We start from the raw sequence: 15,510 nt of genomic DNA, 5'->3' as shown, positions 1-15,510 counted from the left end.
ATCTGCAAAGATCGGCACTGACTCCCGCGGTAACCATTGGTCACTCCCACAGAGGACCGGGTTTCTAAGATGTATTAAGTGCGGGGGTGGACATCAGCCCTCCCGACAACTGCCAGGTAACACGGCAAGGCTATGTTGGATCGCAGTATTGGCGAATTTTCGCGCTTCTTAATTATTGCTCTGGGCTGCTTGACCCTCGGCTTCACCACGTCCGAGTGGTCGCTCACCCTGATTTTAGGGCTGGCAGCCTACCTGCTCTCAGTGCTGTGGCAGCAGCACCGCTTCAATCGTTGGCTGGCCAATGGCCGCCGCGGCCCCGCTCCCACTGCTTTTGGTATCTGGGGTGAAATCTATGACGACTTCTACCGTATGCAGCGACGTCACCGCCGTGAGAAGCAAAAGCTGCATGTCATGTTACGCCGTGTTCAGGACAGCACCAGCGCCCTGCGCGAAGGCATTGTAGCTCTGGAAAATGGCGACCACCTGGCCTGGTGGAACCCCGCCGCCGGCGAGCTGCTCGGCCTGCAGTCCAGTGATCAGGGGCAGTCCCTGGTGAACTTTGTGCGCGACCCTGGCTTTGTCAGCTATATGCACAGCGAGGACAACAGCCCCCGCGAACCGCTGACCCTGCCAGCGCCGGGTAATGAAGCCCTGCAACTGCAACTGGAAGTGACCCGCTACGGCAAGGATGAAGCCCTGGTGATCGTTCGCGATATCACCCGCCTGCACAATCTCGAGCAGATGCGCCGCGATTTTGTCGCCAACGTTTCTCACGAGTTGCGCACTCCCCTTACCGTAATCGCCGGCTACCTGGAAACCCTGCAGAACAGCGATATGGCACCTCCCGCCTGGCGGCGCCCGCTGGTTCAGATGGAGGAGCAGGCGGCACGTATGACCACCTTGGTCAACGACCTGCTTCTTCTGGCACGCCTGGAAACGTCAGAGCGAAAAACGGGTGACGTCTCTGTAGATGTGCGCGAGTTGATGGAGCGAGTTGCCCGTGAGGCGCGCAGCTTTAGCGGCGACCGTCACCAGGTCAGTGTGGCGTGCGAAGGGGATTACAGTATCCGCGGCGATGCCAGTGAGCTGCACAGTGCTTTCGCCAACTTGGCGCTCAATGCGGTGAAATACAGCCCGGGGAACGGGGAGATACAACTGCGCTGGTGGCAGGATAACGATGGCGGCCACTTCAGTGTGCGGGACCAGGGTATCGGTATAGACTCGCTGCATATCCCGCGCCTTACCGAACGTTTTTACCGGGTAGACCCCGGCCGCTCCCGCGACAGCGGCGGCACAGGATTGGGCCTGGCTATCGTCAAGCATGTACTATTGCGCCACGGTGCGGAAATGAGCGTGCACAGTGTCCCAGCCCAGGGCAGTACTTTCACCCTGCACTTCCCCTCTACCAAGCTGGAAGAGAGCCCCTCTCGGGAACTAATGGAGACCGAGGGTGCGGATTCCTGATCCACCCCCTCAATGATAAAACTATTCAAATTCCGGCAGCTTTACCGGCTCACCATTTTTGATATAAGTTGCCTCTTCTTCATCGTGCACCGGGGTGCTCTCCCGGCGCAGGATCAGGTGGTGCAACTTTAAATCCCCATCTCTTAACAACAGATGCTCATTGCCATTGTCATCCACAGGCAGAGGCTTGTTTCCCACCAAGGCATCGCGCAGAGCGCGCAGCCGCGGCACATCTTTATAGCGATTCAGGTCATTGGAGAGACGCGTTTTCATGCGCTCGCTTTCATGCAGGGCTGCAGCGGTTTCACGATATTTGGCGAAAAAAAACACCGCAGCAATGGCAAACGCTACAACAACAGACACTTCAAACCAAACGGGCATAATCACTCCTTGTTATCGTATTTACGCCAAACGACCAGCTGGTTGTTCGCTGGCAGGTAATTTAGCTCTTCCCGGCGCATGCCGACATTACTGGCCAATTGATCCAACCACTCCAGATCACGGATACCGCTATCGGGGTTGCGCTCTTTGAGGTAGGTATCGAAATCCGCATTGCTGGGCCCGATAAAACTGCCATCAATCTTGAAGGGTCCATATACAACCAGCAAGCCATTGGGTTCTAACAGAGTGTGCAGTTTGTGAAAGAATCGCTGTACTGACTCCCTCGACATAATATGCAGGGTATTCGCGGTAAACACCGCATCGAAATTCAGCGCTGGCCAGGGCGCATCGACATCCAGAGTCAGAGGTTCGCGCAAGTTCTGTGCGGGCGCACTCGCCAACCAGGCTCGCACACCGGGCAGCATTTCCGCCCGCTCCGAGGTCTGCCAAATTAAGTGGGGCAGGCGCGGTGCAAAAAAGACCGCGTGCTGGCCTGTGCCGCTCCCCACCTCCAATACCTTATGGCTACCATCCAGCAGGCGGCGCAGATGAGTAAGAATTGGATCGCGATTACGCGCACAAGCCGGCGCATCCGGCAGGCTGGTATCGCTCATTGCTGCTCATCCCGAGTGAAAACCCAGTCGCGCTCATTAGACATACCCAAGTTATAGGTATAGCCAGCTACATCAAAGCCCTTAAGCTCCTCCGCTTTCTTCACCCGCTGCTCAATCGCCCAGCGGCTCATCATGCCCCGCGCTTTCTTGGCAAAGAAGCTGATCATCTTATACTGACCATTTTTTAGATCTTTAAAATGGGGGGTAATGACCTCTGCATCGAGCGCCTTGGGCTTTACCGCCTTGAAGTACTCATTAGAGGCAAGGTTGACCAATTCCCGGCTCTTCAGCGCATGCAACTGGGCATTGAGCGTCTCAGTAATTTGCTCTCCCCAAAATTCATACAGATTTTTACCGCGACTGTTTTCAAACCTGGTGCCCATTTCCAGGCGGTAGGGTTGCATCAGGTCCAGCGGGCGCAACAGGCCATAGAGACCGGAGAGCATTCGCAAATGCTTTTGCGCATAACTGAAATCGCGCTTGCCCATAGTTTCAGCGGCCAGGCCGGTATAAACATCCCCCTTAAAGGCGAGTAGGGCCGGGCGCGCATTTTTATCTGTGAAAGGGCGTTTCCAGTCTTGAAAGCGGTCGTAATTCAACACACCGAGCTTGTCGGAAATCTTCATCAAGCTGGAGATCTGCTGTGGGCTCAGATCACGCAGTTCGCCAATTAATGCCGCTGACTCCTTGAGAAAGTCTGGCTGAGTGGTTTCCAGTGTGGGTATTTCGCTCTCGTAATCCAGCGTCTTGGCTGGAGAAATCACTATTAACATCGGGTGCCTTACTTATGCTGCTTCGCTTTCTATTTGAGCCCAACCGCTAGGACCGGGGCACTGCTCTATTCGGGCTTCAATATATCCTGCCACCAGTTGAGGGGTGTTTGGCCATCCTTCGGATCGTAGACATTGCCGTAGTACCAGGCACTGTTGGCACCATCACAGATACTATTGAGAATTTCCTCAATCTTATCGAAACCACAGCTGACATGGATGCTGTAAACCAGCATGCGCGGAACTTCCAGATCCAGCTCTCCTCCAAGTTTCTCCAGCTGCGGGCTCAAGCGGTCGGAGAGTTCGGCGCTATCGCCGCGACAGAAAACACGGATCGCCAAATTGCCGGAGCGCTTAACCAGCTCGAATTGCTGGGTATCTTTATCCACTTTAATGCAATCGCCACTGGCGATGCCTTTAATAAATGCGGGAGAACGTACCAGCTGGCAACTGTCGTCCTCATTGACTCGTACCTGTAAGCGCTCTACCACCGGCTCGCCATCGGGGTTGGTGCCCGCAAATAACTCTATTACCTGAAGTGCCGTCATAACCTCTATTCCCCGACTGTGTACAATGGGTGATCGTTGAATAATCGGCATTATACAGGGAGGCAAGCAATGATCTCGCGTAACCAGGCTTTCTTCGCCGCAGTGGCGTTGACGGCAACCTCTATTATCAGTGGCTGTGTCACCAACCCAGTGACCGGAGAGCAACAATTCTCTCTGGTATCGGCCCAGCAGGAATTGAACTTAGGGCAGCAGCAATACCCTATCAACCAGCAACAACAGGGCGGTCAGTACACAATAGATCCCAACTTGCAGGAGTATGTGGACCGGGTTGGGCAGAAACTGGCACGTGTCTCGGACCAGCCGCAGCTGCCCTACGAATTTGTAGTATTGAATAACTCCGTTCCCAACGCCTGGGCACTTCCCGGTGGCAAAATCGCCATTAACCGAGGCCTGCTGGTCCTGCTTGAGGATGAGGCGGAATTGGCCGCTGTACTCGGCCACGAGATTGTCCATGCCGCCGCACGCCACTCCGCCACCGCCATGTCACAACAACAGGTGCTCGGGGCCGGCCTGGCTGTACTCGGTGCGGCCACCAAAGAGTCCGCCTATGCGGACCTTATCTCCACCGGCAGCCAGCTGGGAGGTTCCGCCTATATCGCTCGCTACGGGCGCGGCAACGAACTGGAATCCGACGAATACGGCATGAAATATATGGCTGCCGCCGGCTATGACCCCCAGGGCGCCGTGCGACTGCAGCGCAAATTCGTCGAACTCTCCAAAGGGCAGCAGAGCAACGGCCTGGAAGCCCTCTTCGCCAGCCACCCCCCATCACAGTCCCGCGTCAGCGCCAATATCGAGCACAGTAAATCCCTACCCAAGAACGGGGTCACCAACCGCGATGCCTACCAAAAGGCCATAGCGCAACTGAAACGCGATGCCGATGCCTATGAAAATTATGATGATGCCCTAAAAGCAGCCAATAAAAAGCAGGTTGATACGGCACTGAATTTGGTACGAAAGGCACAGAAGCAACAACCAAAAGAAGCCTCTTTCTTCGCACTGGAAGGAGATTTGCTCGCCCAGAAAAAACAATTTGATAAAGCCCACCAGGCCTATGACCGTGCCGTACAGAAAAACCCTGCACTGTTTTCCCACTGGTTAAAACGCGGCATGACGAGTGCACAACTTAAAAATTACACCGCTGCGGAGAGAGACTTAAACCGCTCTCTACGTTATTTGGAAACAGCTTACGCACACTTCTATTTGGGCGAGGTGTATGAAAAGCAGGGGAACAAACAAAGTGCTTTCAAACACTACCAGACTGCAGCAGGGGCGGGGGGAGAAATAGGTACTAAGGCGCAGGCGCGGATACAGGCATTGACGGGAAAGGGCTGAATTTAATTAGTAAAAAGGGCTACCAATGGTAGCCCTTTTTTGCAAAACGATAGCTATATCTTACAGCTGTACAGTCATACCAATTTGGTAGATATCGTAATCGATATCACTATCAGTATTGGAAACATAAGCTGCTTCAACAGCAAAGTTACGATTGAAGAAGTGGTTCATACCCAGCTTGTAAGTTTCATTTTCATCGAAAGTAAAGCCAACAGAAGTGCGCTGAGTGAAGAAGAACTCGGAACCCAACATCCAGTAATCATCACCCTCATCCAAGCTTGCATAACCAAGTTCTACTGTCAGGTACTGTTCTCCACCCAGGTGGGTAAAGTACTTGGAAGACAGGCTGCGAGTATCAAACTCTTCATCAGCGGAAAAATTGAAACCAATATAATCGGTTCCATTCAACTGGTGGTTATAACGAGCATTTAGAGACAGCTCGTTATCAGAGTCATTATCAGTATGGTTAAGACTAACCAAGAAATTAGGCGTGAACAGATAGCCTACTGACAGGGTGTCAATATTTTCCTCACCAAGATCATAAATATCTGCACCAAACACAAAACCGTTCGAGGCAAAATATTCACCACCTACATTGAAGACATCGGAGTCGAAGCTATCAATGTTGATGTGATCAAAACCACCGTAAATATTGCTTACTTTATTGATATATTCGAACTCTTTCAGAGGACCAAGAGTTTCCTTTCCTCCAAAATAGTAGGTTGAGTCAATGCCAAAGCGATCAGCATCGCTGCCACCATCATAATCAGTATTGGCATAACCTGCATGTGTAAAAGAAGTATATTCTTCGGCAGTTGCAGTAGCCGCGAGAAACATCAGGGGAAGAGCTGCGAGCTTGAATCTCATATCAAAATCCTTCGTTAACGTAGGGATCCAAATTGGGCTGCGGATTGTAACAAAAGATTTTTTGTCCGCAACAACAGTTAATTACACAAAGTCAGTTTGAGAAGACTTTGCGACGAAGGGAATGAGAACAGAGGTTAGACAGAAATAAAGCTACTGGCTTAGATGTAATTATCCGTAATTAAGTACTTTAAATGCTTATTCAATGATCGAGTAAAATTTACAGTTTTTATTTTTTAAAAAAATAATTTATTCAGCTTCTATTCAGCTCAGACAAAGCATTCTTAAGAAAGTTCATCACCAGCAGAAGAAGCTACTACTTCTCTAAATTCTTTAAACTCTCCTAAAGGTCGTATTCCCACAAAAGGAGCCACGTTTTGAATAATTTCATCAATCGCTAACGTATGTTCAGCCTGCATAGCATCACGTTCTGTTTTACTGTGCCAAGTGGCTATCGCTATGAGGCTATTTTCGTCACCGATCTTTTGCAAAAGTTCCGTGCCCATAGCCCCAGGTGCCCGCTGAATTAACTGAGACGCACGTACCCAGGCATCGGCATATTCTTCCGCTGTGAAACCTTCCTTAATTTGAACCTCAAAAATATATTTCATCGCCAAGCCTCTAAATATTTCAAGTTCTTAAAATCTGCCTGCAATAAAAAAGGCCGCAATGAGCGACCTTTCTTTGGCTGAGGAAACTCAGGGTTTCCTTAAATTCAAATTCCTCTCGTGGCCGTGGCGAATATCCGCCCCCTCCACCAAGTAAACTACCTGCTCACAAATATTCTTGGCGTGGTCACCGATACGCTCTAGTGAGCGCAGTGTCCACAGCACATTAATGACGCGGGAAATACTGCGTGGATCCTCCATCATATAAGTCACCAGCTCACGGACGGCGGTGCGGTAATCCATGTCCACCTGTTCATCCTCGGCGAGGGTGCGCAATGCAGACTCCACATCGAAACGGGTATAGGCATCCAGGGCGTCGTTGAGCATTTTGCGTACAGCATTTGCCAGATGGCGTATCTCGGTATAGCCGCGCGGTGAGGTGCCCTCATCGGTCAGAGCAATCGCCATTTTCGCGATTTTGCTGGCCTCATCACCTATACGTTCCAGGTCGCGGGCGATACGGGTTACCGACATCACCATACGCAGATCCGAAGCGGCGGGCTGGCGCTTGGCGATGATTAAAGTCGCGTGCTCGTCCAGGGCCATCTCACACTTGTCGATTTCCTCTTCGACGCGCAGGACTTCCTCGGCGAGCTGGCTATCGGCATTCGACAGAGCATCGACGGCATCGGCTACTTGGCGGGCGACCATGCCGCCCATTTCCAACATCTCGGTCTTGATTCCCTCCAGGTCCTCATTGAACTGGCGGGAGATATGCTGATCGAAGTGCATTTCCATAGTTATCCCTCGGAGCAAGATTGGCTTAGCCGAAGCGGCCGGTGATGTAGGCTTCGGTTAGTTCGTGCTCCGGATTGGTGAACACGGTCTCTGTATCGTTGACTTCAACTAGGTGCCCCAGGTGGAAGTAAGCCGTGCGCTGACTAACGCGGGCCGCCTGTTGCATGGAATGGGTCACGATGGCAATAGTGTAGTTCTCGCGCAGCTCATCGATCAGCTCCTCAATACGCGCAGTAGCGATCGGGTCCAGGGCGGAGCAGGGCTCATCCATCAGGATAACCTCCGGGCTCACGGCAATGGCTCGGGCGATACACAGACGCTGCTGCTGACCGCCAGACAGGCCGGTGCCCGGCTTGTCCAAACGGTCCTTAACTTCATCCCAGAGGCCGGCGCGGCGCAGGCTGTTTTCCACAATTTCATCCAGGTCGGCGCGGCGGCTGGCGATCCCGTGGATTTTGGGGCCGTAGGCCACATTTTCATAGATAGACTTGGGGAAGGGATTGGGCTTCTGGAACACCATCCCCACCCGAGCGCGTAAAGGCACAACATCCACCTTGGGACCATAAATGGGGTCGCCATCCAGGCTCAATTCGCCTTCCACCCGACAGCCTTCGATGGTGTCATTCATGCGGTTGAGGCAACGCAGGAAAGTGGACTTACCACAACCGGATGGGCCGATCATCGCCACAACTTCATTGCGGCCGATATCCAGGCCCACATTGTGAATAGCCTGGGTTTCACCGTAGAACACATTCACATTGCGCATGCGTAACTTGGCGGTATCAGTGAAGGGCTGGCCCACTGTTTTCCGCACCACGGCTTGGCTCACTGCCATTTTTTCACCGGTCAGTTCGGGTTGCGCCGCTTCAGAATTTCCGGCGGCATCCAGGGTCATGGTACTCATAAATAATCCCGTTTTCCGATTATCCGCGCTGTTACCAGCGGCGCTCAAGTTTCTTGCGCAGCATTACTGCACTGGTATTCATAAGAATCAATACACTCAGCAGCACCATAATGGCTGCAGAGGTACGCTCCACAAAGGCGCGCTCTGGGCTGTCGGCCCAGAGGAAAATCTGTACCGGCAATACCGTGGCCGGATCGGTAACTCCGCCGGGTACATCTACAATAAAGGCAACCATACCGATCATCAGTAGGGGAGCAGTCTCACCCAGGGCCTGGGCCATACCAATAATCGCACCGGTGAGCATACCGGGCATGGCCAACGGTAACACATGATGGAAAACCACCTGCATACGCGAGGCGCCCATACCCATCGCCGCTTCGCGAATCGAAGGCGGCACCGCCTTCAACGCCGCACGGCTGGAAATAATAATTGTCGGCAACGTCATCAGGGTAAGTACCAGACCACCAACCAGAGGCGCAGAGCGCGGCAACTCAAAAAAGTTGATAAAGATCGCCAGCCCCAGCAAACCGAATACGATGGACGGCACTGCCGCGAGGTTATTGATATTCACCTCAATCAAATCGGTCCAACGATTCTTCGGCGCGTATTCTTCCAGGTAGATAGCGGCAGCCACCCCGATTGGGAAAGACAGCGCCAAAGTCACCAGCAATGTAAACAGCGAGCCCATCAAAGCGGCGCGGATACCTGCCTGTTCCGGCTCGCGCGAATCGCCGTTGGTAAAGAAGGTGGTGTTAAAACGCTTCTTCAGTTCGCCACTTTGTAGCAACTGCTCGATCCAGCCGGCTTTCTGCTCGGATGTGCGGCCGCGGAAGCCCTCTTTGGAATCCTTCAGACTTTTAACAAAAGTATCCACATCGTCGTCAGCGGCAAACCATACCTTCTCGCTCTTACCGAGTAGCTCTGGGTTTGCAGCCAGGCGATCACGCAGGTTAAAGGGTGCCCCCGAGGAGACCAGGCTATATAGCTCACGCTTGTCACTGCGGCCAGTCACCGAGGGAAAACGCTCGCGCAACGCCGCGCGGATCACCCCGGTGAAATTCGCCCAGGCAAGGCTCTCGTCATCGACCTTATCAATACCGAGTACCTGCGCATCGTAGTGCACTTCCAGCTCAATGGCGGTCTGTACAAAGGCGCCGCTACCCTTGCTGATAATATCGCTGAATAGAATAACAACCGCGAGTATGCCGAAAGCGATACTGGCAATGCCCAGCCCGCGAAACAGTTTTTCCTTGCGATGGCGGCTGGCGAGGCGCTTCTCGATGCGCTCACGAACCTGCGTCTGGGTGAGGTTAGTCATACTGCTCCCGGTATTTTTTCACTACGTGCAGGGCGATAAAGTTCAGCACCAGAGTGGAGATAAATAGCATCAGGCCAAGCGCAAATGCGGCCAGGGTCTTGGGACTGTCAAACTCCTGGTCGCCGACCAGTAGCGTCACGATTTGCACGGTAACAGTGGTGACCGAATCCAGAGGGTTCGCAGTCAGGTTGGCGGCGAGGCCCGCGGCCATCACTACGATCATCGTTTCACCAATTGCGCGAGATACCGCCAAGAGTACACCGCCGACAATTCCCGGCAGGGCGGCGGGAATCACCACCTTGCGCACGGTCTCCGATTGGGTTGAACCCAATCCCAGAGCGCCATCGCGCAGGGACTGCGGAACTGCATTAATAACATCGTCAGATAATGAAGAGACAAATGGGATAATCATAATCCCCATCACCAGGCCAGCGGCCAGGGCGCTCTCACTGGAGGCCTGTAAACCCATTGAGGTGGCCAGGTCGCGAATAAATGGGGCAACAGTCAGTGCCGCAAAAAAGCCGTATACCACGGTGGGTACACCGGCGAGAATTTCCAAAATAGGCTTGGCCACGTTGCGCACGCGCCTGCTGGCGTACTCGGCCAGATAAATAGCGGCCATCAGGCCCACAGGCACCGCCACCAACATGGCGATTGCGGAAACCATCAGGGTGCCGGTAAACAGGGGTACCGCACCAAAGGCTCCGCTGGAACCAACCTGATCGGCGCGCAGGGCCATCTGCGGGCTCCAGTGCAGGCCGAACAAGAATTCAGTCACCGGCACCGACTGGAAAAAGCGCAGCGACTCAAACAGTACCGAGAACAAAATACCCACAGTGGTAAAAATCGCGGCGCAGGCACAGGTAATCAGAATGGCCTTCAGGACTTTTTCCACTTTCTCACGGGCACGCAGCTCCGGTGAAAAACGTAACAGTGCAAATGCCCCCAGGCCCACCGCCAATACCAGGCTTAAAAAGGCCTGTAGAGTATTGGAATTATTGCGCAACTGACTGAGGTGCTCGGCAGCCAACTGTAACTGTGGGGATGACTCTCCCACCAAATGGCCAGCGGCGAGATTTTGAATTTGTGCAAAGAGCAGGTTCTGCCCGGCAATGGTATCGGGCTTGTCGGCGATGCTGTGCATCACCATAGAGCGAATAATGGCATCGTCAAAAATCAGCCAGGCACCCAGTAGTAAAAGTGCCGGTAAACCACACCAAAGCGCGGTAAATAATCCATGATAGCTGGGCAGTGAGGCCAGATTACGCAGGCCTCCGCGGCTGCGCGCTGCACTCAGTGCACGACTAAAGCCGGTACCGTAGGCCACTAAAATCAACAGCAGCAAAAGGGCGAACAGTGTGGGGGTTTGCATTGAATTACCGTGCTAAAAATGTCGATGTCGGCATTATCCCGACTTTTCCCTGTGTTTCCACTTGGCTTTCATAAAAACGGCCAAGCCCTCTCGAGCTTGGCCGTCAATTCCCTTTGACTGTACTACTCCAAGATAAATTTACTTCGCAGCAAGATTGCTCAGGGCATTCAGCTTGCGAACGTCAGTAGCAATTTTCTGGCGTTTCTCTTGGGGCAGCGGGATCATACCTTTGTCAGTCAGGTAACCTTCATCACCCCAAGCACGCTCATTGGTGAACTCCGCCAGGAACTGCTTGATACCTGGCACTACGTCGGCATGTGCCTTTTTCACGTAAATAAACAGCGGGCGGGAAACTGGATATCTCTGATCGGCGATAGAGTCGAAAGTCGGAGCCTGTCCTTCGATCAAAGAGCCTTGTACTTTATCGGCATTCTGGTCGAGGAAGCTGAAACCAAAGATGCCCAGGGCATTCGGATTGGCAACTAACTTGTTGACGATCAGGTTATCGTTCTCACCGGCTTCAACATAAGCGCCGTCTTCGCGTACGTTGTGACAGATCGCCTTGTAAGCGCTCTTATCTTTTTTCTTCATGGCCTTGATCCAGCCAAATTTCTTACAACCACCTTCCATTGCCAGCTCCGCGAAGGCATCGCGGGTACCGGAAGTGGGGGGCGGCCCCAGAACTTCAATTTTGGTATTGGGCAGCGCTGGGTTTACGTCTTTCCAGGTCTTGTAAGGGTTGGCTACCAGCGTTTCGGAACCATCCGGGTTCGGTACTTCTTTTGCCAGGGCCAGGAAAATATCTTTGCGGGAAAGCTTGAAAGGCGTTGCTTTCTTAGCATTGGCCAGCACGATGCCGTCGTAGCCAATCTGTACTTCCACAACATCAACGCCGTTGCCGTTACACATCTCCAGCTCGGACTGCTTAATGCGGCGGGAAGCACCAGTGATGTCTGCAGTGCTTTCACCAACGCCCTGACAGAACAGCTTCATGCCGCCGCCAGTACCTGTGGATTCAACTACCGGAGTCTTGAACTGGGTAGCACGGCTGAAACGCTCCGCCACAGTGGTGGTAAAAGGGTAAACAGTGGAAGAACCCACAACACTGATGTAGTCGCGAGCCGCCAGGGCTACCTGAGAGGTGGCAAGGGTCAATGCCGCCAGGGAAGTAGCCAAAATTTGCTTGTTCATGTGTAACTCCGATGAGTGTTTTTTATTTCACGCGGCGATGCTAGGAACAACGGATGACGATTCTATGAATAAAACATGACAAAAAAGTTACAGCCGGAAATTTACCCCGCTGGTGCCCGGGCAGGCAAAGCGGTAACCTGCATACAAACGAGATAACAATAAGATGTAAAGAGAGAAGCCCCCATGCTATTTCTGATGCGTGGAGCGCGTGCACTGGAGAGTCTATCCAGTCGCACCGGCCACCTGCTCGCCTGGTTTACCTGGGCCATGGTCTTAATACAGTCCTGCGTTGTGGCTCTGCGCCACCTGTTCGACAGTGGCTCCATAGCGCTACAGGAGTCCGTAATCTATCTGCACGGTGCCGCCTTTATGTTGGGCCTGGCCTATGCCCTGCAAACCGACGCCCACGTGCGTGTCGATGTCTTCTATCGGCGAATGGGTCCCAGGGGCAAAGCTTGGGTTAATGCCGTGGGTTTTCTGCTATTTCTTTTGCCAATCTGCACTTTTATGTTGCTGAGCAGCTGGCAGTTTGCTCTGAATAGTTGGTCAGTGCTTGAGGAGAGCGCCAATGCCGGCGGCCTTCCCGGTGTTTTCCTGCTGAAAAGTCTGATTCCCCTCGCGGCAGTAACCCTCGGTCTCGCCGGCACCGCCCAGTTTATTCGTGCTCTGCTACAGCTTATGGAGGTTTCAAGCCCGGTAAGCGAATCTGTAGCGAAACCACGATTGCTCAAGCAGGTGGAGGAGGCAGAGGCATGATCGAGCTGATACCTCTATTGATGTTTGCCGCCGTTTGCGGGCTACTGATGTTCGGTTACCCGGTAGCTTTCACGCTCGCCGGTACGGCCCTAATCACCGCCGGGTTGGGTATCGTGTATGGCGCTTTCGATGCCGAGCTACTGCGTGCCTTCCCCGACCGCCTCTACGGCATTATGCAAAACGGCACCCTGGTTGCCGTGCCGCTCTTTGTCTTGATGGGAGTCATTCTCGAGAGAGCAAAAATCGCCGAAGACTTGTTGGTCAATCTGACCAAAGTATTTATGGGCGCGCCGGCGGGTATGGCCATTTCTGTAGTGGTCGTCGGCGCACTTCTGGCCGCTAGTACCGGTATTGTGGGCGCCACCGTGGTGACTATGGGATTAATGTCCCTGCCCTCTATGTTGAAGCAGGGCTACTCCCCAAAGCTCGCCACCGGCACCATCTGCGCCACCGGCACCCTCGGGCAGATTATTCCCCCCTCTATTGCTCTGGTGCTGCTTGGGGATACTCTCTCCAACGCCTACCAGCAGGCACAACTATCCGCAGGTATTTTTAACCCCAAGCCGGTCAGCGTTGGTGACCTTTTTATCGGTGCCATTATTCCCGGCCTATTGCTGGTAGCAGCCTACATTGTTTATCTATTGTTTGTGGCGCGCCGTTCTCCGAGTAAGGCCAAGACCGCGCAGCAGCAACCTCTGGAAGTTTGGCCGCTACTGAGTAGCCTTTTTCCTCCTATCGCTTTGATGCTATTAGTGCTGGGGTCAATTATTACCGGTGCCGCAACGCCTACAGAAGCCGCCGCCGTAGGTGCTCTGGGGGCGGGATTACTGGCTTACAGTCGCGGTGCTCTGCATTGGGCGCAAGCGGGGGAGGTGGGTCGCAGCACTCTACAGGTAAGCGCGATGGTGTTTGCCATTCTTATTGGTGCTTCATTGTTCTCACTGGTCTTCCGTGGATATGGCGGTGAAGAACTTGTCACCAGTATTTTCCACAGCCTGCCTGGAGGTGTTATTGGTGCGACCTTGCTGGTCATGCTGGTGATCTTCTTGCTCGGTTTCATTCTCGACTTTATTGAGATCACCTTTGTGGTGGTGCCCATTGTTGGGCCGGTGTTGTTGGCGATGGGTGTGGACCCGATTTGGCTGGGCATCATGATTGCAATCAACTTGCAGACATCCTTCCTTACCCCACCCTTTGGATTTGCATTGTTTTACCTTCGCGGTGTTGCGCCAAGTTCAGTGGCCACTTCCGCTATCTATCGCGGCGTTATGCCATTTATCGCTATTCAGCTGTTGATTTTGTGCCTCCTAGCACTCTGGCCTGCTCTGGTGACTTGGTTGCCGGGGGTGGTTCAGAATTAACCCAAAAGACAACGATCGGTAGTGATAAGACCTTGTATCGCTACCGATTGGATCCAGCCCAAAACGATCGTACTAACATTGAAACTTAATAAACCCTTCGCCCCTTAAATTCAACAGCACATCTTGATTCCCTACGGCAAGTCACCAGCACCTGCTAAATTGGCATTCAATTTTTTAATTTGCTCGCCAGACCATCAATAAACCTCTGTGGATATCTCTCCTTAAAAATAGATCCATCAAAAGGAATTAAACACTGCTATCGATATCCAAGCACGAATAAAAAATTAAAAAGGATTTAAAAAATGCTAAATATTACCAGCCTTTCCAAGACCTACGATAACGGCGTGCATGCGCTTAAAAACGTCAACTTGGATATTCCCAAGGGTATGTTCGGATTGCTCGGCCCCAATGGTGCCGGCAAGTCTTCTTTAATGCGTACTATCGCCACGCTGCAATTTGCAGACAGCGGCTCCATCACTTTTGATGGTATCGATGTGGCCAGTAACCCTCAGAAAATTCGCAGCACCTTGGGTTATCTACCACAGGATTTCGGGGTTTATCCGAGAATCAGTGCTGAAGATATGCTCGATCATATGGCAGTTCTAAAAGGTATTAGTAATCGCAAAGAGCGTCGCGAAATGGTGGCTGAATTACTGCACCAGACAAATTTATTTAAGGATCGCAAAAAAAACCTAAGCGGTTACTCTGGGGGTATGCGCCAGCGCTTTGGTATTGCCCAAGCCCTGATCGGTGACCCACGCCTGATTATTGTCGACGAGCCTACCGCTGGTCTCGACCCTCAGGAGCGCAATCGCTTTCACAACCTGCTTAGCGAAATTGGCGAGAACGTAGTGGTAATTCTTTCCACCCATATTGTCGAAGATGTTGCCGATCTGTGCCCCAATATGGCGATCCTGGCCGCAGGTCAAATTGTGGCCCAAGCTAAACCCGAAGAACTTATCTCTAAATTGCAAGGACGTGTATGGCGGCGCACCGTCGATAAATCTGAGCTGGAAGAATGCCACAATAATTTTGATGTGATTTCCACTCGTTTATTAGCCGGGCGCCATGTTGTGCATGCGCTGGCAGATACCCAACCGGCAGTAGGCTTTGAGCAGCTGCAACCGGACCTTGAAGATGTCTACTTCTCCACCCTGTTTAGCAATAAAAAAGCTCATGTGGCTAGCGCCGCTTGAGATGGGGGG

General features: G+C 52.7%; 16 protein-coding genes. 5 read left to right on the top strand and 11 right to left on the bottom strand.

The window, feature by feature from the left end; translation table 11 throughout:
• Window positions 1-132: 132 nt before the first annotated feature.
• The gene (phoR, locus tag ACJJIC_RS03310) at window positions 133-1,464 is read left to right on the top strand and encodes a phosphate regulon sensor histidine kinase PhoR (RefSeq protein WP_444910848.1); all 1,332 of its coding nucleotides are present in this window, start codon (window positions 133-135) and stop codon (window positions 1,462-1,464) included.
• A gap of 21 nt (window positions 1,465-1,485) precedes the next feature.
• Here phoR and ACJJIC_RS03305 read toward each other — a convergent pair whose 3' ends face one another.
• The 4 genes from ACJJIC_RS03305 to ACJJIC_RS03290 all read right to left on the bottom strand — a co-directional run bounded on the left by ACJJIC_RS03305 (window position 1,486) and on the right by ACJJIC_RS03290 (window position 3,777).
• Complete coding sequence (locus tag ACJJIC_RS03305) at window positions 1,486-1,845, bottom strand: hypothetical protein (RefSeq protein ID WP_252083904.1); 360 nt, start codon at window positions 1,843-1,845, stop codon at window positions 1,486-1,488.
• Between the two features lie 2 nt (window positions 1,846-1,847).
• Window positions 1,848-2,459 carry a DUF938 domain-containing protein gene (locus tag ACJJIC_RS03300; RefSeq protein ID WP_445356455.1) on the bottom strand — a complete coding sequence of 204 codons (612 nt, stop codon included), beginning with the start codon at window positions 2,457-2,459 and terminating at the stop codon, window positions 1,848-1,850.
• On the bottom strand, window positions 2,456-3,232 hold the full coding sequence (gene yaaA / locus ACJJIC_RS03295; protein ID WP_445356454.1) for a peroxide stress protein YaaA: 777 nt from the start codon (window positions 3,230-3,232) through the stop codon (window positions 2,456-2,458). Before yaaA ends, ACJJIC_RS03300 begins: the two co-directional genes overlap by 4 nt.
• A 65-nt stretch (window positions 3,233-3,297) precedes the next feature.
• Window positions 3,298-3,777 (bottom strand): DUF4265 domain-containing protein, encoded by a 480-nt coding sequence (locus ACJJIC_RS03290; protein WP_252083907.1) that lies wholly within the window; start codon window positions 3,775-3,777, stop codon window positions 3,298-3,300.
• Between the two features lie 69 nt (window positions 3,778-3,846).
• On the opposite strand from ACJJIC_RS03290, the gene ACJJIC_RS03285 reads away from it, so the two are divergent.
• A complete protein-coding gene (locus tag ACJJIC_RS03285) occupies window positions 3,847-5,133 on the top strand; it encodes a M48 family metalloprotease (protein WP_445356453.1) in 1,287 nt (428 codons plus the stop codon).
• A 60-nt stretch (window positions 5,134-5,193) separates the two neighbouring features.
• Here ACJJIC_RS03285 and ACJJIC_RS03280 read toward each other — a convergent pair whose 3' ends face one another.
• The 7 genes from ACJJIC_RS03280 to ACJJIC_RS03250 all read right to left on the bottom strand — a co-directional run bounded on the left by ACJJIC_RS03280 (window position 5,194) and on the right by ACJJIC_RS03250 (window position 12,188).
• The gene (locus ACJJIC_RS03280; protein WP_445356452.1) at window positions 5,194-6,000 is read right to left on the bottom strand and encodes a putative porin; all 807 of its coding nucleotides are present in this window, start codon (window positions 5,998-6,000) and stop codon (window positions 5,194-5,196) included.
• A 281-nt stretch (window positions 6,001-6,281) separates the two neighbouring features.
• Entirely contained in the window at window positions 6,282-6,608 is a 327-nt protein-coding gene (locus ACJJIC_RS03275; protein ID WP_445356451.1) for an antibiotic biosynthesis monooxygenase family protein, read from the bottom strand.
• 87 nt (window positions 6,609-6,695) lie between these two features.
• Complete coding sequence (gene phoU, locus ACJJIC_RS03270; RefSeq protein ID WP_444910854.1) at window positions 6,696-7,403, bottom strand: phosphate signaling complex protein PhoU; 708 nt, start codon at window positions 7,401-7,403, stop codon at window positions 6,696-6,698.
• 25 nt (window positions 7,404-7,428) lie between these two features.
• Window positions 7,429-8,238: a phosphate ABC transporter ATP-binding protein PstB gene (gene pstB / locus ACJJIC_RS03265; protein WP_444910984.1), complete on the bottom strand. Its 810-nt coding sequence runs from the start codon at window positions 8,236-8,238 to the stop codon at window positions 7,429-7,431.
• Between the two features lie 100 nt (window positions 8,239-8,338).
• Window positions 8,339-9,625 (bottom strand): phosphate ABC transporter permease PstA, encoded by a 1,287-nt coding sequence (gene pstA, locus ACJJIC_RS03260; RefSeq protein WP_444910855.1) that lies wholly within the window; start codon window positions 9,623-9,625, stop codon window positions 8,339-8,341.
• The gene (gene pstC / locus ACJJIC_RS03255) at window positions 9,618-10,997 is read right to left on the bottom strand and encodes a phosphate ABC transporter permease subunit PstC (RefSeq protein WP_444910856.1); all 1,380 of its coding nucleotides are present in this window, start codon (window positions 10,995-10,997) and stop codon (window positions 9,618-9,620) included. The genes pstA and pstC overlap by 8 nt, the downstream gene beginning before the upstream one ends.
• Before the next feature lie 138 nt (window positions 10,998-11,135).
• Window positions 11,136-12,188 carry a PstS family phosphate ABC transporter substrate-binding protein gene (locus ACJJIC_RS03250; RefSeq protein ID WP_252083916.1) on the bottom strand — a complete coding sequence of 351 codons (1,053 nt, stop codon included), beginning with the start codon at window positions 12,186-12,188 and terminating at the stop codon, window positions 11,136-11,138.
• Between the two features lie 183 nt (window positions 12,189-12,371).
• Here ACJJIC_RS03250 and ACJJIC_RS03245 point away from each other — a divergent pair, with 183 nt between their 5' ends.
• The 3 genes from ACJJIC_RS03245 (at window position 12,372) to ACJJIC_RS03235 (ending at window position 15,501) form a co-directional block, all read left to right on the top strand.
• Window positions 12,372-12,944: a TRAP transporter small permease subunit gene (locus tag ACJJIC_RS03245; protein ID WP_444910857.1), complete on the top strand. Its 573-nt coding sequence runs from the start codon at window positions 12,372-12,374 to the stop codon at window positions 12,942-12,944.
• The gene (locus ACJJIC_RS03240; RefSeq protein ID WP_444887598.1) at window positions 12,941-14,305 is read left to right on the top strand and encodes a TRAP transporter large permease; all 1,365 of its coding nucleotides are present in this window, start codon (window positions 12,941-12,943) and stop codon (window positions 14,303-14,305) included. Before ACJJIC_RS03245 ends, ACJJIC_RS03240 begins: the two co-directional genes overlap by 4 nt.
• Before the next feature lie 302 nt (window positions 14,306-14,607).
• Complete coding sequence (locus ACJJIC_RS03235; protein WP_445356450.1) at window positions 14,608-15,501, top strand: ABC transporter ATP-binding protein; 894 nt, start codon at window positions 14,608-14,610, stop codon at window positions 15,499-15,501.
• Window positions 15,502-15,510: the final 9 nt, after the last annotated feature.

The organism is Microbulbifer mixtoriginis (SeqCode) (assembly GCF_052468275.1).
The sequence above is the reverse complement of the archived record's forward strand: the minus strand, read 5'-3'. Positions and strand labels throughout refer to the sequence as shown.

Bases quoted from the DNA above. Each gene is read 5' to 3' on its own strand.
- ACJJIC_RS03305 (WP_252083904.1), bottom strand. From the start codon at position 1,845: ATGCCCGTTTGGTTTGAAGTGTCTGTTGTTGTAGCGTTTGCCATTGCT.
- phoU (WP_444910854.1), bottom strand. From the start codon at position 7,403: ATGGAAATGCACTTCGATCAGCATATCTCCCGCCAGTTCAATGAGGAC.
- ACJJIC_RS03235 (WP_445356450.1), top strand. From the start codon at position 14,608: ATGCTAAATATTACCAGCCTTTCCAAGACCTACGATAACGGCGTGCAT.
- pstB (WP_444910984.1), bottom strand. From the start codon at position 8,238: ATGGCAGTGAGCCAAGCCGTGGTGCGGAAAACAGTGGGCCAGCCCTTC.
- pstC (WP_444910856.1), bottom strand. From the start codon at position 10,997: ATGCAAACCCCCACACTGTTCGCCCTTTTGCTGCTGTTGATTTTAGTG.
- ACJJIC_RS03240 (WP_444887598.1), top strand. From the start codon at position 12,941: ATGATCGAGCTGATACCTCTATTGATGTTTGCCGCCGTTTGCGGGCTA.
- ACJJIC_RS03290 (WP_252083907.1), bottom strand. From the start codon at position 3,777: ATGACGGCACTTCAGGTAATAGAGTTATTTGCGGGCACCAACCCCGAT.
- pstA (WP_444910855.1), bottom strand. From the start codon at position 9,625: ATGACTAACCTCACCCAGACGCAGGTTCGTGAGCGCATCGAGAAGCGC.
- ACJJIC_RS03275 (WP_445356451.1), bottom strand. From the start codon at position 6,608: ATGAAATATATTTTTGAGGTTCAAATTAAGGAAGGTTTCACAGCGGAA.
- yaaA (WP_445356454.1), bottom strand. From the start codon at position 3,232: ATGTTAATAGTGATTTCTCCAGCCAAGACGCTGGATTACGAGAGCGAA.
- ACJJIC_RS03285 (WP_445356453.1), top strand. From the start codon at position 3,847: ATGATCTCGCGTAACCAGGCTTTCTTCGCCGCAGTGGCGTTGACGGCA.
- phoR (WP_444910848.1), top strand. From the start codon at position 133: ATGTTGGATCGCAGTATTGGCGAATTTTCGCGCTTCTTAATTATTGCT.
- ACJJIC_RS03280 (WP_445356452.1), bottom strand. From the start codon at position 6,000: ATGAGATTCAAGCTCGCAGCTCTTCCCCTGATGTTTCTCGCGGCTACT.
- ACJJIC_RS03245 (WP_444910857.1), top strand. From the start codon at position 12,372: ATGCTATTTCTGATGCGTGGAGCGCGTGCACTGGAGAGTCTATCCAGT.
- ACJJIC_RS03300 (WP_445356455.1), bottom strand. From the start codon at position 2,459: ATGAGCGATACCAGCCTGCCGGATGCGCCGGCTTGTGCGCGTAATCGC.
- ACJJIC_RS03250 (WP_252083916.1), bottom strand. From the start codon at position 12,188: ATGAACAAGCAAATTTTGGCTACTTCCCTGGCGGCATTGACCCTTGCC.